Raw genomic sequence first — 23,108 nt, 5'->3', positions numbered from 1 at the left:
GGTCAAAACCTGGAATAGTTTGCTACTTCCTCTTAAATTTTGGTTCTACTAAAACGAACAACATTGAGCTTAAATACTTATTATTGTTTTTATTGTTTGCTATTGCGCCATTTTTGCCAGAGATCGGGACGGCGATCGCGAGTACGCTCAATCTGCCGATCTTTACGCCACTCGTCGATTAATTTATGATTACCAGACCGCAGTACTTCTGGGACTTGCCAGCCTCGATACTCGGCGGGTCTAGTATATTGAGGATAGTCTAATAAATCGGTTTCAAAACTTTCTGCTTTAAGAGACTCTACTTTACCTACTGTTCCAGGTAACAAACGAACTACGCCATTAATTAAAGTAAGAGCAGGAATTTCGCCACAGGTTAGGACAAAATCGCCCAAAGATACTTCTTTTGTTACTAAGTGCTGCCTTATTCTTTCATCTACTCCTTCATAGTGTCCACAGATAATTACTAGCTGCTGATAATTGCTAGCTAAATCTTTGAGTAGAGGTTGACTCATAGGCTGTCCTTGAGGGGTCATGAGAATAATTTCTCGCTGAGGCAAAACTGGTAGAGATTCTACTGCCGCGAACATTGGTTCAGGCTTAAGCAACATTCCTACACCCCCGCCATAGGTAATGTCATCTACCTTGTGATGCTTGTCTGTAGTAAAGTCACGAGGATTTATCAAATTAACCGTAGCAATTTCTTTGGCGATCGCTTTACCTAGTAAACTGGTATTGAGAGGAGAAGCGAAAAAGTCGGGAAAAAGAGTGATAATATCAAAACGCACGATAATTAATAGAATTAAGAGAAAATACTAACTAATAGGGTCTGAGTTTAAGCTTTATAACTTACAGGAGTTAAGTAGTTTTTGACACAGCAGTAAATCGTCAGTGTCGTTACGATCAGCATTAGTCAAGGGTTTATCTCCTGTCCGCAAATTCAATTATGATCAATACTGAAGTAAAAAATTACATTATCGACTCTTCACAATCGACCAAAAACGCTATTTTAGTCATTGGCGGTGCTGAAGATAAAGTACACGGCAAACAAATACTACAAACTTTTTTTAATCGTTCAGGAGGAACAGATGCCATTATAGGCGTTGTTCCTTGTGCATCTAGAGAACCAAATTTAATTGGCGAACGCTACCATCGACTTTTTGGCGAGATGGGAGCAAAAGAGATTAAAGTTTTAGATGTGCGCGATCGCGATGGAGCAGATGATTTAGTTTATCTTAATTTTGTCGAGAACTGCACGGGAATTTTTCTGACTGGTGGAGATCAGCTTCGCCTTTGTAGTTTGCTTGCTGGTACTTCCTTGATGAATCAAATTATTGCCAAAGCCCAGCAGAGAAAAATTAGTTTAGCGGGAACTAGTGCAGGGGCAGCGGTGATGGGTCATCATATGATCTCAGGCGGAAGTAGTGCCGAATCTCCCAACCGTGCTTTAGTGGATATGTCCACAGGCTTAAGTATTATTCCAGAAGTCTTGGTAGATCAACACTTTTATAATCGTAATCGTTTGGCAAGGCTTTTGAGTGCAATTGCTCTCCATCCTAGTCTTTTAGGAATTGGTATTGATGAAGACACCTGCGCCATGTTTGAAAATGACGACACAATGCAGGTAATTGGCAAAGGTACAGTCACCATTGTTGATGCACGAGAAATGACTCACACTAATTTAGAAAAAGTACAGGGAAACGAGCCTTTGAGCCTGCATAATCTGAGGCTGCATATCTTAGAACATGGCGATCGCTACGATTTATATCAGCATACCCCTTTAACTCGATAAAATAAGTTATTAGTTGTTAGTAATTGGTTATTAGTCAATCGTGACGAGGCTTTTGAACTCTACCCGATTGCGAGCCAAAACCGTTGCGGTGAGGCAGTTGCGTTGCGGAGGTTTCCTCCGTTGAGCAAAGGCACGAACCCGAAGGGGGTTTCACCCCGTTGCGACCAAGGACGCTTCGTCCGCAGGTGAGTCCGTTGCGCGGGTCAGATGCGGACAAGTCCTTTCTCGCGTTGAAGGAACTGTCGAGGGTGAGGTACCTGCGACCAAGGGGTACCCCCGCAGGGACTAAAGACTAAAAACTTTTAGATAAAATAAGCAAAAGGCGAAAATTAATATTGAATTGGCAATTAAATTGTTCATTAAGAACAGTTTACTAGCTCGAAAAAGCGAGATTATAGTTTAGTTATCCTGGCGCTGTTAATCAGCTTAAAGCAGCGAAGCATAAAGCATAATGAGAATTCTGAAAACTCAAACGTTACGTGGACCAAACTACTGGAGCATCCGACGCAATAAGTTGGTTGCTATGGTACTAGATTTAGAGGGACTAATCGAAAAGCCCTCTAACGAGATTTCTGGATTTTATGATGGTTTAGTAGAAATATTACCTAGCCTGATCGAACACTATTGTTCTCGTGGCTATCGTGGTGGTTTTCTCGAAAGGCTCAGTGAAGGCACACTAATGGGTCACATTGTCGAACACGTAGCCCTAGAACTGCAAGAACTAGCAGGTATGCCTGTGGGCTTTGGACGTACAAGAGAAACTTCCACTCCAGGGGTGTTCAACGTCGTGTTTGAATACGTAGAAGAACAAGCTGGTCGCTATGCAGGCAGAGCAGCAGTCAGACTATGTAGCTCAATTGTGGAAACTGGGACTTATCCCCAGGTTGAATTAGAACAAGATTTAGCGGATTTGCGTGAACTGTACGCTAATACTGCTTTAGGACCTTCTACAGAAACTATTATCAAAGAAGCAGAAGCACGCAAGATTCCTTGGGCGTGGCTGGGTGCGCGGGCGATGTTGCAGTTGGGCTACGGAGCCAGACAAAAACGGATTCAGGCTACCTTGAGCAATAATACAGGCATTTTGGCAGTAGAGCTTGCCAGTGATAAAGAAGGCACCAAGACGATGCTGGGTAATGCAGGAATTCGAGTACCAAAAGGAACGGTAATTGAATATGTAGACGAATTAAGAGACGCGATCGCTGATGTTGGCGGATTTCCCATTGTCATCAAACCCCTAGACGGCAATCATGGTCGAGGCATTACGATTAACATTAATGACTGGTCAGAAGCAGAAAAAGCTTATGATATTGCAAGCAAGGGCTCCAAAACGCGATCGGTAATTGTTGAGCAGTACTATCAGGGAAACGATCATCGAGTTTTAGTAATTAACAATAAAGTTGTAGCTGTAGCCGAAAGAGTTCCTGCTCATGTGGTCGGCGATGGTAAATCTACCATCAAAGAGCTAATTGATCTTACTAATCAAGACCCCAAAAGAGGTAACGGACACGACAATGTTTTGACTAAGATTATTGTCGATCCGACATCTCAGGCTGTATTAACCAAACAAGGCTATAGTTTAGATTCAATTTTACCCGAACAGGAAATAGCTTATTTAAGAGCAACAGCTAACTTAAGTACAGGCGGTATTGCTATTGACCGCACCGATGAGATTCATCCCGAAAATATCTGGATAGCTCAAAGAGTTGCCAAAATAATTGGTCTTGATATTGCAGGCATTGATATTGTCACCTCGGATATTAGTCGCCCTTTAAAAGAAACAAAAGGGGTTATCGTCGAAGTTAACGCTGCTCCTGGTTTTAGGATGCACGCTTCCCCCAGTCAAGGGCTTCCTCGTAACATTGGCGCCTCAGTATTGGAAATGTTATTTCCTAATAAAGCTCCTAGCCGTATTCCCATCGTGGCAATTACGGGAACAAATGGTAAAACTACTACTACTCGTCTAATTGCTCATATTTATCGACAAACGGACAAAGTAGTGGGTTTTACGGCTACCGATGGTATTTATATTCAAGAATATTTAGTTGAGCAAGGAGACAATACAGGTCCTTATAGTGCAGGGGCAATCCTCAGAGATCCTACAGTAGAAGTAGCCATCCTAGAAACTGCGCGGGGTGGTATGTTGCGTTCAGGACTGGCTTTTGATAGCTGTGATATCGGAGTAGTCTTAAATGTCGCTGCCGATCATCTTGGTTTGGGTGGTATTGATACCATCGAACAAATGGCAAGAGTTAAAAGCATAGTTGCCGAAACGGTTAAAGCTGATGGTTATGCAATTTTGAACGCGGACGATCCTTTAGTGGCAGCAATGGCAGAGCGGGTAAACTGCAAAGTTGCCTATTTTTCGATGAATCCTGATAATCAAATCATTATGGAGCATTGCCGTCGCAACGGGTTTGCAGCAATTTATGAAAATGGCTATCTTTCAATTTTAGAAGGAAAATGGACTCTCAGGATTGAAAAAGCAATTAATATTCCCATGACGATGAAAGGCATGGCTCCCTTTATGATTGCTAATGCTTTAGCTGGCTGTTTGGCAGCTTTTGCCCAAGGGGTAGATATAGAAGTTATTCGCCGAGGAATACGTACGTTTCAAATTTCTGCCGAACAAACTCCAGGCAGGATGAATCTATTCGATGTGGGTGACTTCCACGTGCTAGTAGACTATGCTCATAATGCTCATGGATACAAGGCTGTGGGCGATTTTGTCTGTAACTGGCAGGGCAAAAAAATTGGCGTAGTCGGCGGTCCTGGCGATCGCCGTGATGAAGATTTAGTTTTGTTGGGTAATATTGCAGCCAATAATTTTAATCATATTCTGATTAAAGAAGACAAAGACTTTAGAGGCAGAGAACCAAAAGAAGTTGCCGATCTGATTGTCAAAGGTATTTGTCAATCAGATCCTGCTATCAATTATGAAATTATGCTAGATGAAACAGAAGCTATTAACAAAGCTTTAAATTTAGCTCAAGCCAATGATTTGGTAGTTATTTTTCCTGAAAAAGTTGACCCAGTAATTAAATTAATTAAAGAGCAAATGAAATAGCTTAATTACCGAGAGAGGATTAATAATTTAATCAAGTCTAATTTAATTTCTCCGTAAAGAAATGCAGTTTAATAGCTATAAAAAATAAAGTTTAGGCAAATATCCGCTATTTCACAGTACTTGTTCCTAGGCAATCAAGGTTATTTGTGTATAGATAGAGAGAGCAAGATTTGATTTTAAACTCTTATTTGCTCTAATATTATTTGTTAGTAAAATTTACAGCGATGGCAATTAACCGCTCAGAAAACGATTACATTAATCGCAATGTTATGGAGGTATTGGTTTCAGAAGAAATCGAAAGGCAGATAGTTCGCCTGCCCAATAATATTCAAAAGTTTGTCAATCCCATAGAAGTAGCTACCTATGCTCTAAATAGACTGCCTGCATTATACGCTTCTTCCCAGCAAGGATATAACAAACAAAAATTGAAGGGACGCTCAGAATATAGAGTCCAAATCACTCAAGAAGTTCGCAAAGGATTGGCTGCGGTTCAAAAAGACCCTTTGCGTAGCTCTATTCCTTTAACAGCAGAAAAAGAGCAAGATCTAGATCGAGTCATTAAAGAAGCTCAAGATGCTTTAAGAGAGCTAGCTGAATACCTACCTGAAAAAGACTTATCTTGGAAAAATATAGTTAAGTTAGTTAAACCTTTGTTAGCAGAGCTACAGGCAGAAGATGATGCAGCGGCAAATGCTCGAAAAGTTCGCTCTAGATCTACTAATATGTGGGATAACCCAGCACACAAAAAATAAATTGGGCAGTCATCTATTACTGCTGCGTGGAAGTAATAGATAGCTAAGGCATAACCTCCACAGTGACTATGAATTTATCAGCTTTTCGCAGCACTTCAACTGATAGGCTTTTTTGCGCTCACGTTATTTAACGACAATTAAAGTTAATCTTTAAACCATCGCGGGGATGAGGAGTAGGTACAGCTACTATTTCTAAATTTTGCTCGGGTAAAAGTTCCCAATCATAATTTTGCAAAAGCTTTGAGGCGAAAAGACGCATTTCCAAGCGAGCAAATTCTTTACCGATACATTCTCTTAAGCCACCGCCAAAGGGAATATAGCCAAAGCTGGCTTGCTTATCCGCTGAATTTTCAGGCGCAAACCGCTCTGGATCAAAGCGATCGCTTTCGGGATAAATCTCCTCATCTTGGTGGGTTTGAGCAATTTGATATTGAAGATTCCAGCCCTTGGGAATACGATAACCGCTAAATTCAAAAGTTTCGACCGCTTCTCTAAAACCACCACCCACAGGGGGAATAATTCGCATGACCTCTTTAAGTACCTGTTCTAGATAGGTCATTTGCTTGATATCTTCCAAAGTAGGAGTATCTGCTATATTTAAGCGAGCCTGTTCGTCCCTCAAACGCTTCATCACATCTGGATGCTGTGCTGTCAAAAGACAAAAAGATGCGATCGCGCTGGTTAAAGTTTCATGTCCTGCAAACAATAACAGCAACACCTGATCTTTTAATTCTTCTAGACTCAAACTATTTCCTTGATCATCTTTAGCTTGAATCAACAACCCTAAAGCATCCTGACCAGGATTATCTGCTTGTTGGCGTTGGATTACAATTTTTTCTAAATGCTCTAGCAATTTTTTACGGGCGTGCAAAGCTTTGCCAAATCTTGTCCAAGGAAGAGAGACGGGAATACTAAACAAGCCATTGCTAAATTGCTCAAACAATTCTCCTACTTTACTTTCGGCACCACCATCAATACTTAAAAATAAATTGCTAGCAATATCAAAAGTGAAGTCTCGCAACTCTGGATACCAAGTAAGCGTACCCATCTTTTCCCATCTTTGAAGATACTTTTCGATAATCTGTTCCATAGTGGGAATGTAGCTAGCCAAGGCTCTAGGCTGAAATGCTTCATACAGCAACTTTCGGCGAGAGGTATGAACTTTACCGCTACTAATGGATAATGATTCTTTTCCTAATAAAACCCTGGTACTTTTTGGCCAAATCGAAACTACATATTTGTTCTCGTTGCGAAACAAAAAGGTGTTAGCTTCTGAACCGATCATGATCGCCGTAGGACGAGCAAAAATATTGGTTTTATATATTTTGCCATATTTTTTAATTCGCTTTTGATTAAAGTCTGGATCGTTTAAAAAGGAGATCGTCTCTCCAATTAGAGGCAACCCGTTTCTTCCAGGAGGTTTAGGCAGAGAATTTAACTTGGTGTCATTAATTGTCATGCTGTATTCAACGTCGTTAATATTTTCGCAAGCAACTATCCCTCTTTCAGACTCGGAAAACTTTTATCATTTCTAAAATCTAGAATCTTTATAGAGAAAAGGATGACTCAATCTTTTTAGAATAATAAAAACTCAAATTAGAAAATGGCTGTAATCCTCTCAAGGTGAGGATCTATTCCCAGAAAGTGACAGAATCACGATAGTTACTTGTTTAATTATAAAAAAACTTACCGAGAATAATTATAAATTCTTTGGCAATTGCTCTTGGTTAAAAAGAGAAAGCTATAAAAGATAATTAGGTTAAAGTGTTTTGAGTGAAGTTGTCTTGTTGGCGATCGCTGAAGGCTTTATTTTTGGAGCTATTTCACTTTAGGCTTAATGAGCGATCGCCGTTGGCTTATAATTATATTTTAAAGTAGTTCAGTATTTCTTACTTTCCGTATTGTTTGAGGTAACACCCCAACTAATAAGGCAAAAGCTTCATCTGGTAAACTAGCTACTGTTTCTTGGTCAAACCAATGTTCAAACTGATTTAAAATAACCTGCGCTCTTTCTGTTGGTTCAGGATTATTAATAATTTGCTTGGTAAGTCTAACCCACTGTCTACGCATTTTGTATGCTTGTTTTTTCTCTTGAGAGTTTTTAGGAGAGACCAAAGATAACTTACCGACAGCGATAATATTAACTACATTAAGATCGAATTGACCACCTACAATTGCTCCAGGACCGACAAATTCAGCATGATATTTTTTATAGACTATTAAACCATTTTTGCGACGAGGATTGACTATTAGTAATTCTTGCGCTTTTAGTCTAGATAAAAGTTGTTTAATTAAAAATGTATTATCGATATTTTGTTCTTTCACTTTTTGAGTATTATTGCCCAAAGGGAAGACTTTAGTGGGCGCAAATGAGAGAAGACCCCGCGTTGAAACAAACAAAGAACTTGTCCGCATCTACTGTCGATGGTGCAAGCAGCATTTTCACGCGATCGCGATTTATTATTAGATAATTATAAACTTAGCATCATATTATTTTAAAACTAACACGAACTGCTCTAACTGTTGACTGAAATTTGCTTTTTTAAAAATAAACGCGGTGAATAGTCAAACCATAAACTTCCCCAGTTAGCTTCTATTTGCGAGATTTGATAGCCATTATGACAATATAGTTGTTTGGCTGAATCATTACTGTCTAAAACATGAAGGTGAGTCTCATGGTAGCCCCATTCAAGAGCCACTTGTTCACATTCAGCCAAAAGCTGGCTACCAATACCCAAACGACGATAGTTTTGGTGAACTGCTAGGTTAGATATGTAGGGATGCTGGGGACAAGTTGACCACAGGGAAGGAGAACGTAAAGCTATTTCTATCGTACCGACAACTATTAAGCTTAAACCGTCTTGAGTCGTGTCGTTTTGTCCAAAAACATTGTTTGGGGTCGCTATTTTGGCAACTAAGCAACGGTAGTGTGGTGAACGAGAACGTAGACGATAGCGTAAATCTTCGCTAATAGTAAACTGTAAAAATGGATAAACCCAGCTAGCGAATTCAGGCAAACTATAAAAACTCTTGGTTAAGACTCGGCTAACCTCCTTGGTATCCTCTATTGCAGCCGAACTGATTGTTAGCTGCAAGTTGTCATCAACACCATGATTATCAAGGGATTTTAAAACCATTAAGTTACAAATAAACTGAAGTTTTTTTTTAGCTATAGCTGTGGAGCAAGACTAATGAATTTTTCTTAGCCTGTTTGGGAACAATACTATTATGCTTTTGGCTGTTAAATAATTACACCAAACTTTATTAAATAGCTAAAAAAGATTATTGTGATTTTTTTGAGTTCATTTATTGCTGGTGTTGTATGCCAACTGTATTTAAACGCTTACCATAGTCGAATTCATGAGCCAATATGAATATAATCAACTATTAAACAATTTGTCCTGGGAAAAAACGGGTCAAAATATTGTTGATACGGCTGGTAAATTACTCAATGTAGGAATTATTATCTTACATTTTAAGAAATTACAGCCTGATAGTGAACAACATTTCTTTCATCGTCACCTTAGTTTAAATAATTCTAATCTTAGTCAAGATTTACTTAAGTTAACAGTAGCATCTGATTCAGAACTATCTATTAACAATAATTTAATTATTCAAAAATACAAAGAGGCATCTACTTCCAAATCTTCTAGTTATCAGGCTTGTTTACAAGCGAAAATAAGCTCTAGCATCTATATTCGGATATTTTCTCACCCAAATCTAACCGCTTCGCTAACGGTTCATCGTTGCCAAGAGTCTGAGGATTGGTACGAAGAAGAAATAAAAGCTGTAAAAATGGTGGCTCAACAGGCGACTTTGATCATTTCCCAGATGCTAGCTGGAGAGAAGTTAAAGGAATTAGCCCAAAGAGAAACTACTATTAACCGTATTACTGCCACTATTCGCTCTAGTTTAGAACCACCAGTAATGTTTGCTTCGATCGCTAAAGAATTAGGAGAAGCTTTAAAGGTAGATGGCTGTACTTTATCTCTGTGGACAAAAAGCGATCGCTTTGTTAAATGTGTTGGTTTATATAATCCTCACGAACCACAAAAAATTATTCAGGATTATTCTGGTGTGTCTTCTTCGGTACCGATTGCCCAAAACCCCATACTCCAGGCTCTTTTGTATACCAAAAAAACCGTAAGTTCAGCCGATTTAGAAAAGCAAAAAAATATAGCTCGCTATGAACTTCCTTGGCACGCCAAAGCCAGGGCTTTATTAATTGTGCCTCTAATTGTTGAATCAGAGATTATTGGCAGTATTACCCTGAGACAGTCTGGTGCTTCTCGCCAATGGAGTCGATCGGAAATCGACTTAACCGAAGCCGTGGCTTCGACCGCAGCGATCGCTATTTCTCAAGTGTTGATTCACCAACAGGTAAAAGAACTAGCTCAAAGAGAAACTACCATCAACCACATTACCAGAGCAATTCGCTCAAGCTTAGAAGCACCAGTAATGTTTGCCACCATTGCCAAAGAATTAGGAGAAGCTTTAAAAGTAGATGGCTGTACTCTCTCTCTGTGGACAAAAAGCGATCGCTTTGTTAAATGTGTTGGTTTATACAATCCCCATGAACCACAAAAAATTATCCAAGATTATTCTGATGTGTCTTCTTCGGTACCAATTGCTCAAAATCCCCTTCTTCAGGCTCTTTTGTATACCAGAAAAACCGTAAGCTCAAGCGATCTAGAAAAACAAAAGAATCTAGCCCGTTATGAGCTTCCTTGGCACGCCAAGGCCAGAGCCTTATTAATTGTGCCTTTAATTGTTGATGAAAAGATTATTGGTAGTATTACCCTCAGACAATCAGATATATCTCGTCAATGGAGTCAAGCAGAAATCGACTTAGCCGAAGCCGTGGCTTCGACCGCGGCGATCGCTGTTCAACAGGCAAAACTATACCAAACTACTAAAAAACAAGCAGAATTGCTGCGAATTAAAGAGCAAAAAGTCAGAGATTTAAATCTCTATCTGACTGAATCAGTTTTAAAACGATTTTTACCCGCAGCCATAGTTAACAAAGCTGCCACAGGAAAACTTTCCCTCGATCTAACACCTGAAACTCGTCGTATTACTGTTTTATTCTGCGACCTGGTTGGCTTTACTAATTTATCTAATCAGCTAGAAGTACTACTTTTGGCGGAAATCTTGAATGAGTATCTCGAAGCCATGAGTAAAGCAGTATTTGATTATGGCGGAACAGTAGATAAGTTTATGGGAGATGGAGTAATGGCGATGTTTGGCGCACCAGAAGATTTATCCTGTCCAGAACAAGCCAAAAGAGCTATTTTAACTGCCACAACTATGTATTATTATTTACAAAAATTAAATGAGCGATGGCAAGCTAAAGTATGGAAAACAAATAGCAAAATTCCTTCTCTGGCAATGCGCTGTGGCATTCATCAGGGTGCAGCAGTAGTGGGAATGTTTGGCGGGGGACAAAGAAAAGACTACACGGCAGTCGGGAAAGTAGTTAATATAGCCTCTCGCTTACAAAGCGTTGCCCAACCCAATACTATTCTTATTTCCAAAGCTGTCGCCAATTCTCTGGGGTCTAAGATCGACTGGGGGCAAGGATGCAATCTTAAGTTAAAGGGTATTGATAAAGATTTTTGTGCTTTTGTGATCGATATTGATTCGATGAGCAATGAAATGACCGTTAGCTCTTAAAATATCTTTTAGAGATAGATATCCTTCTTTTTGGTTATGTCAACTTTTGCCTCGTTAGAGTTAGCTTTAAAACATTTTTTTGGTCACGATAGCTTTCGTCCTGGACAAAAGAAAATTATTGAAGCAGCTTTACGTAACCAAGATTTATTGACAATTATGCCTACAGGAGGAGGTAAATCTCTTTGTTTTCAATTGCCAGCTTTGCTTAAAGATGGCATAACTATTGTGGTTTCGCCCCTAATTGCCTTAATGCAGGATCAGGTAGATTCTTTACAGGATAATGGAATCAATGCTACCTATCTTAACAGTACTATCAAGTATGAAGAAAGGCGATCGCGTCAAATAGCTATTCTCAAAAATCAGGTTAAGCTACTCTATGTTGCTCCAGAAAGGCTGTTAAATGAAAGATTTAGTCTTTTTCTCGAACAAGTATCCCAGCAGGTAGGTATATCCACCATCGCCATTGATGAGGCACACTGCGTCTCTGAGTGGGGACACGATTTTCGCCCTGAATATAGCAAGCTAAAACTATTACGTCAACGCTATCCCCAGATTCCTCTTCAGGCACTTACCGCCACCGCCACCAAAAGAGTTCAGCAGGATATAATTCAACAGCTAAACTTGCGATCGCCTGATATTCATGTTGCTAGCTTTGATCGCCCCAATCTTCATTATGAAATACAGCCTAAAGACCGCAATATCTACCATAAGCTGCTGCGGACTATTCGCTCAGAATCGGGTGCGGGGATAGTTTATTGTCTAAGTCGTCGTCGCGTCGAAGAAGTAGCGACTAAGCTTAAGCATGATGGTATAGATGCCTTACCCTATCATGCAGGATTATCAGATAAAGAAAGAAGTAGTAATCAAACTAGCTTTTTGCGGGATAATATCCAGGTAATTGTTGCCACCATTGCTTTTGGTATGGGTATTGATAAGCCTGATGTGCGGTTTGTTTTTCATTACGATTTACCCCGCAGTTTAGAAAGCTTTTACCAAGAATCAGGCAGGGCAGGCAGAGACGGCGAACTATCTAAGTCTATTTTGTTTTTTAGTTTGGGCGATCGCAAAAAGATTGAGTTTTTGATCGAACAAAAAGCCGATCAAAATGAACAAAAGATTGCTCTGCAACAGTTACGTCAGGTAATTAACTATGCCGAGGGTAATGATTGCCGTCGTACCATTATCCTGCGCTATTTTGGTGAAAGATATCCTGGAAATTGCGGTAAGTGCGATAACTGTCTTAATCCTAAACCCATCGAAGACTGGACTGTAGAAGCTCAAAAGTTTCTCTCTTGTGTTGCTCGTTGTCAGGAAAAATTCGGTGTAAATCACATCGTCGATGTCTTAATAGGCTCACGCAAACAGAAAATCCATCAGTATGGACATCATCTATTATCTACCTATGGTATCGGCAAGGGTAGAACCGCCGATGAATGGCGAATGCTGGGGCGAAGTCTGGTTCATCAAGGTTTGGTAGGGCAAACAACTGACGGTTATTCCGTACTTAAACTTAATAAACGTAGTTGGGAAGTTTTTCGTGGTCAACTAGCGGTAAAGATTGCCATTGACAAACACCAAACTACAACTACAGCTACTTACAATCCTCGTAAAGAAGAAGCAGAATTACTGTTTGAAAAACTCAGAAAACTACGTAAACAAATTGGCGATCGCAGTTCTCTTGCACCCTATATGATTTTTGCCGATTCTAGTCTCAAGCTGATGGCACAAGTGCGTCCTAAAACTTTAACTGATTTTGCTAATTTATCGGGAGTTAACGAATATAAAGCCCAACAGTATGGCGATAGTTTTATTTCGGCAATTTTAGAGTTTAATGAGTTACATAAACTACCCGTCAGCATTCCTTCAAAAAGCCAAATGACTACTCTAGAGCTACATCAGCAGGGTTTGAGCGTAGCTGAAATCGCCCAAAAACGCGGTTTTGCAATCTCAACAATTTGCAATCATTTAAGTGAGCTATTAGAAATGAATCAGCCAGTAGCTCTAAATAACTTAGTTACAGCAGATAAGCAACAAACAATTATCAAAGCGATCGAGCAAATTGGAGATGCCAGTCTAAAAGCTATAAAAGATAGCCTTACAGACGACTATAGTTACGAAGAAATCAAGCTAGTTCGAGGCCAGAAGCGAAGTCAAACATAAAATTATGTCTATCGCCCAAAAAAAATGAGCAGTGATCCTAATCTACTAACTCATTGGCGATATATTTATAATCCAAATAATTGCTTTGATATCAAAGAAAATTTATCCTTAACATCTGATGTGAATTAAAAATCTTGAAAGCTAAAAGACTAGTTAATTAGAAGGAAACTCATCCACATTGAACGTATCTTTAATCAATGCCTAATTTATTACCACGCTTGAACTGCATATAAGCAGCAAAGAATAGTCCTGCCAAAGTAATAAAAACTAAACCTAGAACAATTCCTAGAAGTAAAGGTTCGAGCACAGCGTATCTCCTTAAAAGTAAATTAACTAACTAAAATATATCCTACGCTAATTCAGCCATAGCTGTCACAGAGACTAGGTAGCAAACATAATTTTAACTTATGTTTGTTTTCAGTTTGCTATCTATACCATATTCAGCTTTTAAGAAATTAAATGAGTAACTTGCGTAGCTTATCTATAAGATTTTAAAATATTTGTTGAATCATAGTTAATATAAGTAAACATTCATAAATTCTTTAATACACATAAATATACATAGTGGATAATCAGTTAGTCCAAACTCAGGCTTGGCTAAACCGCCTATTTTTAATCATAGTGGCAGTAATGCTGATGATCGGCATCAGCATTCTAGGAATCCATTGGCAAAACGTTTCAGATCCCTATGCCCATGAGGTGTTGTCTTTAGAAGGTGATGCTTCTAAAGGCTTAGCAATGTTTCAAATTAATTGTGCAGGTTGCCATAGTTTACAGGCAGAAAGAAATGTAGGACCAAGATTAGAAAATATTTCTAAGCGCAGATCTCAGCGAGACTTGATCGGGCAAGTCACTAGCGGGCAAACTCCTCCCATGCCCAAGTTTCAACCTAGTCGGCAAGAAATGGCAGATTTACTTAGCTATTTAAATCAGCTATAGCTTAAGTTTAAGTAAGGGCAAATGATCATCAGCCCTTACCTAAGAGAATTTAAAATCGCTCTACACTACTAAGGAAAACTGGTTCAACTCGGATAGCTAGTACGCTCTTTGGTCGAATAACCATATATTCTCCCTGAATGTTCTTAATTGGTACATTAACGAAATCTTCCGAATCTGATTTTGACATTAATTCCGTGCTATACCATTTTTGGAAATCTTGAACAGAAGTAAAGCGAACTTCTTCTTTATGACCACCAGAAATTAAAAGGTTAACTGCGTATTCGTCAGGCTTTCTCGGCATAGGAACTAGTTAAAAACTGCAATATTTATAGTTCCCATAAAGCTTAAGGGAAACGCTATTTGCCCTAATATTTAATAACCAAAGTATTTTCTTAGCACTGACGCTAGAAAATAGCGATAAAAAGTCATGGCTAAGCCTAGCGACTTGCTGCGTAACCGCTACGTAAATAAAATGAACTCTTTTTTTGCTAACCGCCTCCCTCGCGCGTACATGCGGAAGTGCGCCTTTGTCTTGCTGGGTGAGCATTTTCTTGCTAAGTCAGCATTCCTTTGCACCTGACGGCGACGCAAGGGAATGCTTTGCGACGTTGAACCTTGCGCGGGAATCGCTTGTCTAACTGTCTTAACTGCTGAACTAATCTTCAGGCTCAACGGTTTTACTAGGTGAGGCATCGTATAAAGCATCTAGCTTTGAGCGTGCATCATCTACAGATACAGATCGCATTACGAGTAATGGTTCTTGAATCACTTTACCTTGCTCATCTAATAGTTCTGGATGAACTCCTTTTTGCTGGCGAAAATGATTGTTGCTTGAGCGATTGTGATTGGGAGCATAGAACTTTTGAGTATCTGCACTCAAAGTAATTAAACTACGTATGAGATTACTAACTGCCAAAAGGGCAATGACAGTAAATACCAGAATGTAAACTAAATGCAACATAAGTCTTTTTTTTGCTAATAAACTCTTCTAGATGATCTTCAAAGTTACATCAATGAGTTTTTTTACTGTTGTTTGAGATTTGTCAGATATATTAGATGTTTAAGCTTGATTTTTAAATTTTCGTCGTTTTTGGGCTACATTCCAGCACTCAGCCACTAACTGATGCCAGGGAAGCAGCATTCTTGAGTCTATACCTGCTGCACCATTTGTAGCCTGAAATAGCATTTGTACCGTTTGAACTTCTTTTTGACTCTCAACAATTCTCTCTAATAATTGAGCTTGCTCTTGAGCAGAAAAAAAAGGCATTGGCTCTGATTCTAATAAAGTGCGCGATCGCTCAAACCAATATTGAAAATCTTCTAAAAGTGGCTCTAAAACCGTCTTGAGTAACTCTTTCTCATTAGGCTGTTGTCTAGACATTAAATTTAAATTAGCTTGTTATCTTAATATTTATCTTAGCGGTTTTCATAAAATTTAATATAATTTCATTTTTTTATCATATATTTATTTGCAAGAGTTAAAGCAGTTAGAAAGTGTAAGAGTAATTAAATTCAGATTAGACTTAAAATATAACGAGATTATTTGCGTCCTTTACAACAGCCGATGCCTGAAGCAGAACAAGCACAACAACCAATAAAATTACTCCGTACTAGTGAATCCGAATCTCTTAAAAAAATTCGCCACACCGCATCTCACATCATGGCAATGGCGGTGCAAAAGCTTTTTCCTAAAGCACAGGTTACTATAGGCCCCTGCACAGAAAATGGCTTTTATTACGATTTTGATAGTCCCGATCCCTTTACCGAAAAGGATTTGAAAAAAATCCGTAAGGAAATGAGCAAAATTATTAATCGTAACCTGCCTGTGATGCGAGAAGAAGTTAGCCGAGAAGAAGCTAAACAACGCATTGAAGCTCAAGGCGAACCCTACAAGTTGGAAATTTTAGACAGTATTCACGAGCCAATTACCATTTATCATTTAGGAGAACAATGGTGGGACTTGTGTGCAGGTCCTCATGTAGCCCACACTGCTGATATCGATCCTAAGGCGTTCGCTCTAGAAAGCGTGGCAGGGGCATACTGGCGCGGAGATGAAACTAAGGCACAGCTACAGCGTATTTATGGTACTGCTTGGGAAACACCCGAACAGCTAGCAGAATATCAGCGTCGCCAAGAAGAGGCTCTAAAACGCGATCATCGCAAGCTAGGCAAAGAATTGGGCTTATTTATCTTCTCTGATTTAGTCGGGGCAGGTTTACCCTTGTGGACTCCTAAAGGGACTGTCTTGCGATCGCAATTAGAAGATTATCTCAAACAAGAACAAATAAAGCGGGGTTATCTGCCTGTAGTTACGCCTCACCTGGGTAAAGTCGATTTATTCAAAATCTCAGGTCACTGGCAAAACTATAGGGAAGACTCGTTTCCGATGATGGCGGAAGACGAGGCAGCAGCAGCAGCAGAACAGGGTTTTGTTCTTAAGCCCATGAACTGTCCATTTCATATTCAAATCTATCAAAGTGAATTACGCTCTTACAAAGAGTTACCGATACGACTGGCGGAATTTGGTACAGTCTATCGTTACGAACAGTCAGGAGAATTGGGTGGACTTACACGAGTTAGAGGTTTTACTCAAGACGATGCTCATTTGTTCGTTACACCAGAACAATTAGACGAGGAATTTTTGAAGGTAGTTGAATTGATTCAGACTGTCTTTAAGAATTTGCAGTTGACTAATTTTAAAGCTCGCCTCAGCTTTCGCGACCCAGACTCAGACAAATACATCGGTTCAGATGAAGCCTGGGATAAAGCTCAAAATGCAATTCGTCGGGCAGTAGAAAAAATGGGCATGGAACATTTTGAAGGTATTGGCGAAGCTGCTTTTTATGGTCCCAAACTAGACTTTATCTTTGAAGATGCCTTGGGTAGAGAATGGCAGCTAGGTACAGTACAGGTAGACTATAATTTACCCGAACGCTTTGAACTAGAGTATGTTGCCGAAGATGGCTCCCGTCAGCGTCCGATTATGATTCACCGTGCGCCCTTTGGTTCATTAGAAAGGCTAATTGGCATCTTGATTGAAGAATATGCGGGCGACTTTCCCCTGTGGCTTGCTCCCGTGCAGGTGCGTCTGTTACCCGTGCGAGATGCCCATTTTGACTATGTAAAAGAAGTCGCTGCCAAAATGCGAGAGGCAGGAATCCGTGCCGAAGCCGATACTAGTGGCGAACGTTTGGGCAAAATGATTCGTAATGCCGAGAAGCAAAAAATACCTATCATGTCAGTGGTCGGCGATAAAGAAGTAGAAGATAATACCTTGAGTATTCGTACTCGTGCTTCTGGAGAATTAGGCGCGATCGCTCTAGCCGAAGTTATTAGTAAGCTGACTCAAACAATTTCCGAACACACTAACTTTTAGTAGGCGCGGAATATTGATGGTTTAATTAAAGGAGAAACTTAAATCTACTACTTTTAAACGTTTATAAAGTAAAGTAAGCTATTGGTAAAACAGCTTACTTTACTTTGTTTTGCAGTTTTATAGATGTACGTTAGCGGACAGACTAAATTAAGCTGGATTATATAAAAACGGAATAAATCACTAAAAGCTTTCTGACTTCTGACTAAAGGTAACTTTATTTTTCCTACTTAATTTACATATAGTCTTCATTTGCTGACAAATGCAGTAACCATATTTAGCTATTGGTCTAAAAAGACTAGCAAAATAGTGTTATGTAGCTTGCTTTGGTTTAATTTCGGCATCATAAAAGCTAATGCCAAAGATAATATTTTGGTAATTCATTCCTATCATCCCGAATTATCTCAAACAAAGATGAGGAGAATAAGGTAAGGATCTTTAAAATTAATGGTAATCCTTTATTTGATCGAGATTATCGATTCTTAAAATATCGCGGTGTAAAGTAAAAAATCACCGCCGAAAGAAATTTATCTTAAAAAATTGCTTATCAAGCAACCTATGATGATTTGACTGGTCTATTAAATTGCCGTGAATTTAATGAAAAACTAAAATATTCTGTGCAAAAAGCACATAAATACCATACTGAATCGGTTTTGTGCTATCTGGATTTAGACCGCTTCAAAATTGTCAATGATACTGCTGAACATCTAGTCGGCGATCGCCTGTCATCATAACTAGCGCAGCTATTACAAATAATTAAACCTTTAGTCGATGATGCTCAGCAACGTCAACATTATGAAATTTTGTTACGGCTCAAAGACGCTTCTGGCAAGTCTATTCGCCCAGATCAGTTTATTCCTGTAGCCGAACGCTATGGAGTAATTACCATTGTCGATCGCTGGGTTTTAGAAGCAACTTTAAACTCCTATGCAAAATGCTTTGGCGACACATAAACGTTAGTTTCGATCAATTTATCTGGTGCTAGTATTAACGACGAAAGATTTACTAATTATGCGCTCGATCTAATCAAGCAATCTCAAGTGCCTGGGGATTGTCTTTGTTTTGAAATCACTGAAACCGCAGCTATTGAACAAATTATCCATGCTCAAAAATTTATGTCCTCGATGAAAGATTTGGGAGTCAAATTTGCTTTAGATGATTTTGGCAGTGGTGTTTCTTCCTTTTCTTATCTCAAAAATTTACCCGTAGACTATTTAAAAATTGATGGCAGTTTGGTCAAAAATATTCTCAATGAAGAATACAATCTCGCCATTGTTAATTTAATCAACGAAGTTGCTCACCTAATGGGCATTGAAACCATTGCCGAGTTTGTAGACAACGACCAAATACTAGAACACTTGAAAAAAATTAGTATTGACTACGCTCAAGGTTATTTTCTTGGCAAACCAGTGGCGATCGCATCTTAGAAAGTAAGGTAGGGGCGAACGGCCGTTCGCCCCTACGGAAGTAATAAGTAGCCAAGGGGTACTAGATGCGGTGAGTACACCTTTCTCGCAGGGAGTAAAAAGTGTTCGATTTTATGGCATTACGTTTTTAAATATTTTAAGAATCGATAATAGGCTTAATTTTGGTTAAATAAGCTTGCCAAGCATTTATGGCTTCAGAGTTAGAATTTACGCTCTTCTGTAATAAAACTACTCCTTGATTAAAGCCAATGACACCATATTCTCGGTTTTGGAGAACTTGTTCAATTACCTGAGTGATAACTTTAAGGTCGGTGCCATAGTTATTAAAAACTACCTGATAGCGTTCCATTATTCCCAAATCGGCAATAAGATAGTCTACCTGATGAATTTTTTGGTTATCTCCTCTAATTTCTAATCCAGGTAAACGGATTACTTCCCTTCTACTAGAAACATGGGGAATAATAAAACTAGTTGCTGAAACACTGGCATTAGCAGGAATTTTGGCTAAAAGATTGTAGATATTCTGGCTGCGCTGCCATTGTTCAGGTGCAGAAATATAAACTAAGGGTTTAATTGAATCGGGTATTAAAAAATATAGAGTCTGACTGGGGTTAGAAGTGACTGTAAAAAATAAAGATAAACAAATACAAAAGATCCAGAAACGACGAAACTGAGGACGAAGCTGGCGAGGTTTGCATTGAGTAATTGCTCTGTTAACATTACCAAAACCCTGTCCAGCCCACCACAAAATTGAACCGTAAAATAAACCAGGAGTAACGCTGATGGCGTAGCGAATAGAAATGCTTAAAACTAAATCTCCCTGACTGAGGAATAATTGTAAAAGAGGAAAAATGGCGATCGCCCAAGCAGCAGGAGCAACAACGGGTATAAACGCTAAGGGCAACCATTGCCCCAGCAAATACTTTAGAGTACCCAAAAAAGGTGTAAACAACTCCACCAGCAACTTTCCAGGATTAGTAACCATGTTGAGAATAATCTCTAGGGTTGAAGCCTGATTTCCTTCAGCGTACTGTCCAAAGTTTTCGAGCATAAATCTTTGGGAAATATCGCTACTAAATAAAGGCATGACTAAATTAGTTACACCTAGCACATACAAAAAACTACCTAGACATACCGCCAAGCCAATTCGCGGATATCGACGACTAAGAATTAAATAAACTCCAACACCAAATAAGGTAATCCCGCTATCTTCTCGCACTGCCAAAGTACAGATGGCAAAAATTGTAAACAGCCACCAGCAGCGTTTCTCCATTGCCAAGAGCAAACTAAACATAAACAAAGGAATTTGAGAAAGATCGTGAAAATTTCCCAGAGTTGGACCCACTACGGCATTAGCACCATAAAAACTAACGGTAATCAGAGTTGCGATCGCAGGTTTCAAGTATATTCTTGCCAGAGGATATAAAACCAATCCTGCTGCGGTGACAAAAATTACCTGTAAAACAGTTAGGGTAGCTGGATAAGGAAACAGATAGTAAATTGGCAACCAGAGCAATAAAGCAGGGGTAAAATGCTGCCCTAAGCGGTGATAGCCCACATAGGGAACTTCTCCACTATGAATCACGTTAGTAGAGAGTTGAGAAGAAAGCGTACTTTGAAAAAAATTACCTTGAGTACCGTTCCAAAAAACCTGATTGAAAATTCCCTGATCGTAAGAAGAATAAAATGAGAAATGACGATGTAGAGTTAAAGTCAGGGTAACAATAAAAAAAGCGATCGCGAAGCTAGCCATAGGCATCGCCCAGTAAATAATAGCCTTTTTTTCAGAATCGATGCTCAATTTTGATGACATTGTTTACTATCTTTAAGTCAGCAACCCTTTATTTTGTAGTCAATCTTCTTCACAAATCAAAACAATTTTAACTTTTGATTTACTTAATCAATAAAATTCTGGCATTTTCAAAGTTCTATTTTAGAATAGAGAGGGCGGAGACAAAAGTTTCCGTTCACTCCTCACACCACTATCCGCCCGATAATTATCGGGCGGTTTTCTATTTTAAAGTTGAGCTATGCCCTAGTTTAGTTCAGTAAATGCCAATTTATTGCATTTAAAAACTATTATTCGGCTTCTAATCTTCTACTACTTTTGATATAAAGTCTTATTGTTTTAGAATCATTAACCGTTGGCTATGGTAGAATTTTGTATTATTGAAAAGGTCTTTGTGGTAAATTAGGTTAATTAATAATGTCATCATCAGCTGCGCCAGTAACAGATGCAAGTTTTGCAGAAGAAGTTTTAGAAAGTTCCGTTCCCGTACTAGTAGATTTTTGGGCTCCTTGGTGTGGTCCCTGCCGTATGGTTGCGCCAGTAGTAGACGAAATTGCCGAACAATATGACGATCAAATTAAAGTAGTTAAATTAAATACAGACGAAAACCCCCAAGTTGCTAGTCAATATGGTATTCGCAGTATTCCTACCTTGATGATCTTCAAGGATGGTCAACGAGTAGATATGGTAGTTGGAGCAGTCCCTAAAACTACTTTGGCAAACACGCTAGAAAAATATCTATAATTTTTCTATTAAGCATTACGTACATAGATAGCTTCAGCAGATCTTATCCGAAGGTTAAGCTGAGGCTAATTTTGTGTTTGTTCATATTTTTACTGACTTGACCAACGGTCACAGATTACTCTGTGCGTTTAGAAGTCCCCGTGCTGTTCCGTCCCCGAAAAGCTTTAAGGTTTATGCGGGACGTAGGATGCCCTCGTGTCGAACCATGCGCGGGGGTGGCTCGTCTTCATGCGGGACGCGGCGGAGTAATCTGTAACTTTCGAGCTATTTTTATCGCTACAATAACTGGGGAAAAAAGTCTATTAGAATAAACTTATGACTTTATCTTCACCTAACGACTCAGAATCATTAAATCAGCAGCTCAAGGATTTGCTGCCAATTCTCTCTAACCATCCTCATCGTCAATTAATCCAGCGGGCTTTGGGTGTGCTAACCAGAATTGCTGAGGAGGACACAGAAAGACCCAACTGGAAGATTTTAACTGCTTCTATTGAAGATTTAGAGCAGGGATTTAAAAAGTTTTACCCCTATAGACACACTAGAAAAATTGCTATTTTTGGTTCGGCTCGAACTTTGAAAGAGCAAGCAGAATATAAAATGGCAATGGAGTTTGCCCGCTGTATGACCCAGTCTGGATTTATGGTGATAACTGGGGCTGGGGGCGGAATTATGCAGGCAGGAAACGAGGGGGCTGGTAGAGATAATTCTTTTGGTCTTAATATCAGATTGCCTTTTGAACAGGGTGCCAACTCTGCTATTCAAGGGGATGATAAGTTAATCGACTTTAAATACTTTTTTACTCGCAAATTATTTTTCTTAAGAGAAAGTGATGCGATCGCTCTTTTTCCTGGCGGTTTTGGTACTCAAGATGAAGCTTTTGAAACTCTGACCCTTTGCCAAACTGGTAAATATGGTCCTGTACCTTTAGTTTTGGTCGATAAACCAGGAGGAGATTACTGGCACTCCTGGGATGATTATATTTGTAAACAGCTAAAGGCTAAAGGGTTAATTAGTCCAGAAGATACCAGCCTGTATACGATTACCGATGAATTAGACGTAGCTTGTCAAACTATCAAAGACTTTTACCGCGTATATCATTCCAGCCGCTATGTAGATAACCTCTTTGTGATGCGTCTGACGTTAGAATTACCTGATGAAAAAGTTGAGAAGCTCAATCAAGATTTTGCCGATATACTTAGTCAAGGAAAAATCACTAAGACTGCTGCCCTTCCAGAAGAACAAAAAGACTCAGAAACAATTAATTTACCACGCTTGTGTTTTTACTTTAACCAAAAAAGCCTAGGTCGTTTACATCAGCTAATCGCTGAAATCAATCAATATGAGGTGGTTTGTGATGCTACGGAACATCCAGAACTCAAATAAATTAGTTATGTT

General features: G+C 39.2%; 20 protein-coding genes and 1 pseudogene. 12 read left to right on the top strand and 9 right to left on the bottom strand.

What is annotated here, in order from left to right; all coding sequences use genetic code 11:
- Nucleotides 1-89 precede the first annotated feature (89 nt).
- On the bottom strand, nt 90-785 hold the full coding sequence (gene trmD, locus SLP02_RS08650; protein WP_319420252.1) for a tRNA (guanosine(37)-N1)-methyltransferase TrmD: 696 nt from the start codon (nt 783-785) through the stop codon (nt 90-92).
- Nucleotides 786-943: 158 nt separating this feature from the next.
- On the opposite strand from trmD, the gene SLP02_RS08645 reads away from it, so the two are divergent.
- From SLP02_RS08645 to SLP02_RS08635, 3 genes are all read left to right on the top strand, one after another.
- Nucleotides 944-1,789: a cyanophycinase gene (locus SLP02_RS08645; protein ID WP_319420251.1), complete on the top strand. Its 846-nt coding sequence runs from the start codon at nt 944-946 to the stop codon at nt 1,787-1,789.
- A gap of 451 nt (nt 1,790-2,240) precedes the next feature.
- A complete protein-coding gene (cphA, locus tag SLP02_RS08640; protein ID WP_319420250.1) occupies nt 2,241-4,856 on the top strand; it encodes a cyanophycin synthetase in 2,616 nt (871 codons plus the stop codon).
- A gap of 224 nt (nt 4,857-5,080) precedes the next feature.
- On the top strand, nt 5,081-5,608 hold the full coding sequence (locus SLP02_RS08635; protein WP_319420249.1) for a late competence development ComFB family protein: 528 nt from the start codon (nt 5,081-5,083) through the stop codon (nt 5,606-5,608).
- Nucleotides 5,609-5,735: 127 nt separating this feature from the next.
- Here SLP02_RS08635 and SLP02_RS08630 read toward each other — a convergent pair whose 3' ends face one another.
- From SLP02_RS08630 to SLP02_RS08620, 3 genes are all read right to left on the bottom strand, one after another.
- A complete protein-coding gene (locus SLP02_RS08630) occupies nt 5,736-7,067 on the bottom strand; it encodes a cytochrome P450 (protein ID WP_319420248.1) in 1,332 nt (443 codons plus the stop codon).
- Between the two features lie 410 nt (nt 7,068-7,477).
- Entirely contained in the window at nt 7,478-7,933 is a 456-nt protein-coding gene (locus SLP02_RS08625; protein ID WP_319420247.1) for a hypothetical protein, read from the bottom strand.
- 191 nt (nt 7,934-8,124) lie between these two features.
- The gene (locus SLP02_RS08620) at nt 8,125-8,745 is read right to left on the bottom strand and encodes a GNAT family N-acetyltransferase (RefSeq protein WP_319420246.1); all 621 of its coding nucleotides are present in this window, start codon (nt 8,743-8,745) and stop codon (nt 8,125-8,127) included.
- 223 nt (nt 8,746-8,968) lie between these two features.
- On the opposite strand from SLP02_RS08620, the gene SLP02_RS08615 reads away from it, so the two are divergent.
- Complete coding sequence (locus SLP02_RS08615) at nt 8,969-11,281, top strand: GAF domain-containing protein (RefSeq protein WP_319420245.1); 2,313 nt, start codon at nt 8,969-8,971, stop codon at nt 11,279-11,281.
- 36 nt (nt 11,282-11,317) lie between these two features.
- A complete protein-coding gene (recQ, locus tag SLP02_RS08610; RefSeq protein WP_319420244.1) occupies nt 11,318-13,441 on the top strand; it encodes a DNA helicase RecQ in 2,124 nt (707 codons plus the stop codon).
- Between the two features lie 190 nt (nt 13,442-13,631).
- Here recQ and petG read toward each other — a convergent pair whose 3' ends face one another.
- Nucleotides 13,632-13,748 (bottom strand): cytochrome b6-f complex subunit V, encoded by a 117-nt coding sequence (petG, locus tag SLP02_RS08605; RefSeq protein WP_319420243.1) that lies wholly within the window; start codon nt 13,746-13,748, stop codon nt 13,632-13,634.
- 257 nt (nt 13,749-14,005) lie between these two features.
- Here petG and SLP02_RS08600 point away from each other — a divergent pair, with 257 nt between their 5' ends.
- The gene (locus SLP02_RS08600) at nt 14,006-14,380 is read left to right on the top strand and encodes a cytochrome c (protein ID WP_319420242.1); all 375 of its coding nucleotides are present in this window, start codon (nt 14,006-14,008) and stop codon (nt 14,378-14,380) included.
- A 49-nt stretch (nt 14,381-14,429) separates the two neighbouring features.
- Here the strand turns inward: SLP02_RS08600 and SLP02_RS08595 are convergent, their stop codons facing one another.
- The 3 genes from SLP02_RS08595 to SLP02_RS08585 all read right to left on the bottom strand — a co-directional run bounded on the left by SLP02_RS08595 (nt 14,430) and on the right by SLP02_RS08585 (nt 15,761).
- Nucleotides 14,430-14,681, bottom strand: coding sequence for a hypothetical protein (locus SLP02_RS08595; RefSeq protein ID WP_319420241.1), 252 nt, complete (start codon nt 14,679-14,681; stop codon nt 14,430-14,432).
- A 354-nt stretch (nt 14,682-15,035) separates the two neighbouring features.
- Nucleotides 15,036-15,341 carry a DUF2973 domain-containing protein gene (locus tag SLP02_RS08590; protein WP_319420240.1) on the bottom strand — a complete coding sequence of 102 codons (306 nt, stop codon included), beginning with the start codon at nt 15,339-15,341 and terminating at the stop codon, nt 15,036-15,038.
- A 99-nt stretch (nt 15,342-15,440) separates the two neighbouring features.
- On the bottom strand, nt 15,441-15,761 hold the full coding sequence (locus SLP02_RS08585; RefSeq protein ID WP_319420239.1) for a DUF2605 domain-containing protein: 321 nt from the start codon (nt 15,759-15,761) through the stop codon (nt 15,441-15,443).
- 183 nt (nt 15,762-15,944) lie between these two features.
- Between SLP02_RS08585 and thrS the strand changes: the two genes are divergently transcribed.
- From thrS to SLP02_RS08570, 3 genes and pseudogenes are all read left to right on the top strand, one after another.
- On the top strand, nt 15,945-17,756 hold the full coding sequence (gene thrS, locus SLP02_RS08580; RefSeq protein WP_319423665.1) for a threonine--tRNA ligase: 1,812 nt from the start codon (nt 15,945-15,947) through the stop codon (nt 17,754-17,756).
- 536 nt (nt 17,757-18,292) lie between these two features.
- Nucleotides 18,293-18,487 carry a diguanylate cyclase gene (locus SLP02_RS08575; RefSeq protein WP_319423664.1) on the top strand — a complete coding sequence of 65 codons (195 nt, stop codon included), beginning with the start codon at nt 18,293-18,295 and terminating at the stop codon, nt 18,485-18,487.
- An 18-nt stretch (nt 18,488-18,505) separates the two neighbouring features.
- Nucleotides 18,506-19,180 (top strand): annotated as a pseudogene (locus SLP02_RS08570) (EAL domain-containing protein).
- Nucleotides 19,181-19,316: 136 nt separating this feature from the next.
- Here SLP02_RS08570 and SLP02_RS08565 read toward each other — a convergent pair.
- A complete protein-coding gene (locus tag SLP02_RS08565) occupies nt 19,317-20,939 on the bottom strand; it encodes a DUF2079 domain-containing protein (protein WP_413467344.1) in 1,623 nt (540 codons plus the stop codon).
- Nucleotides 20,940-21,386: 447 nt separating this feature from the next.
- On the opposite strand from SLP02_RS08565, the gene trxA reads away from it, so the two are divergent.
- The 3 genes from trxA (at nt 21,387) to SLP02_RS08550 (ending at nt 23,096) form a co-directional block, all read left to right on the top strand.
- On the top strand, nt 21,387-21,713 hold the full coding sequence (gene trxA, locus SLP02_RS08560) for a thioredoxin (RefSeq protein ID WP_319420237.1): 327 nt from the start codon (nt 21,387-21,389) through the stop codon (nt 21,711-21,713).
- Between the two features lie 122 nt (nt 21,714-21,835).
- Nucleotides 21,836-22,024, top strand: a complete 189-nt coding sequence (locus SLP02_RS08555; protein ID WP_319420236.1) for a hypothetical protein — start codon at nt 21,836-21,838, stop codon at nt 22,022-22,024.
- A gap of 4 nt (nt 22,025-22,028) precedes the next feature.
- A complete protein-coding gene (locus SLP02_RS08550; protein ID WP_319420235.1) occupies nt 22,029-23,096 on the top strand; it encodes an LOG family protein in 1,068 nt (355 codons plus the stop codon).
- Nucleotides 23,097-23,108 lie beyond the last annotated feature (12 nt).

The organism is Pleurocapsa sp. FMAR1 (genome assembly GCF_963665995.1).
GTDB lineage: Bacteria > Cyanobacteriota > Cyanobacteriia > Cyanobacteriales > Xenococcaceae > Waterburya.
This window is presented reverse-complemented; position numbering and strand designations above follow the sequence as displayed.

Excerpts from the sequence above, each read along its gene's own strand:
- SLP02_RS08585 (WP_319420239.1), bottom strand. The coding sequence starts at position 15,761 with ATGTCTAGACAACAGCCTAATGAGAAAGAGTTACTCAAGACGGTTTTA.
- SLP02_RS08645 (WP_319420251.1), top strand. The coding sequence starts at position 944 with ATGATCAATACTGAAGTAAAAAATTACATTATCGACTCTTCACAATCG.
- SLP02_RS08630 (WP_319420248.1), bottom strand. The coding sequence starts at position 7,067 with ATGACAATTAATGACACCAAGTTAAATTCTCTGCCTAAACCTCCTGGA.
- SLP02_RS08590 (WP_319420240.1), bottom strand. The coding sequence starts at position 15,341 with ATGTTGCATTTAGTTTACATTCTGGTATTTACTGTCATTGCCCTTTTG.
- SLP02_RS08615 (WP_319420245.1), top strand. The coding sequence starts at position 8,969 with ATGAGCCAATATGAATATAATCAACTATTAAACAATTTGTCCTGGGAA.
- SLP02_RS08565 (WP_413467344.1), bottom strand. The coding sequence starts at position 20,939 with ATGCCTATGGCTAGCTTCGCGATCGCTTTTTTTATTGTTACCCTGACT.
- SLP02_RS08595 (WP_319420241.1), bottom strand. The coding sequence starts at position 14,681 with ATGCCGAGAAAGCCTGACGAATACGCAGTTAACCTTTTAATTTCTGGT.
- SLP02_RS08550 (WP_319420235.1), top strand. The coding sequence starts at position 22,029 with ATGACTTTATCTTCACCTAACGACTCAGAATCATTAAATCAGCAGCTC.
- trxA (WP_319420237.1), top strand. The coding sequence starts at position 21,387 with ATGTCATCATCAGCTGCGCCAGTAACAGATGCAAGTTTTGCAGAAGAA.
- SLP02_RS08620 (WP_319420246.1), bottom strand. The coding sequence starts at position 8,745 with ATGGTTTTAAAATCCCTTGATAATCATGGTGTTGATGACAACTTGCAG.
- recQ (WP_319420244.1), top strand. The coding sequence starts at position 11,318 with ATGTCAACTTTTGCCTCGTTAGAGTTAGCTTTAAAACATTTTTTTGGT.
- cphA (WP_319420250.1), top strand. The coding sequence starts at position 2,241 with ATGAGAATTCTGAAAACTCAAACGTTACGTGGACCAAACTACTGGAGC.
- thrS (WP_319423665.1), top strand. The coding sequence starts at position 15,945 with ATGCCTGAAGCAGAACAAGCACAACAACCAATAAAATTACTCCGTACT.
- SLP02_RS08635 (WP_319420249.1), top strand. The coding sequence starts at position 5,081 with ATGGCAATTAACCGCTCAGAAAACGATTACATTAATCGCAATGTTATG.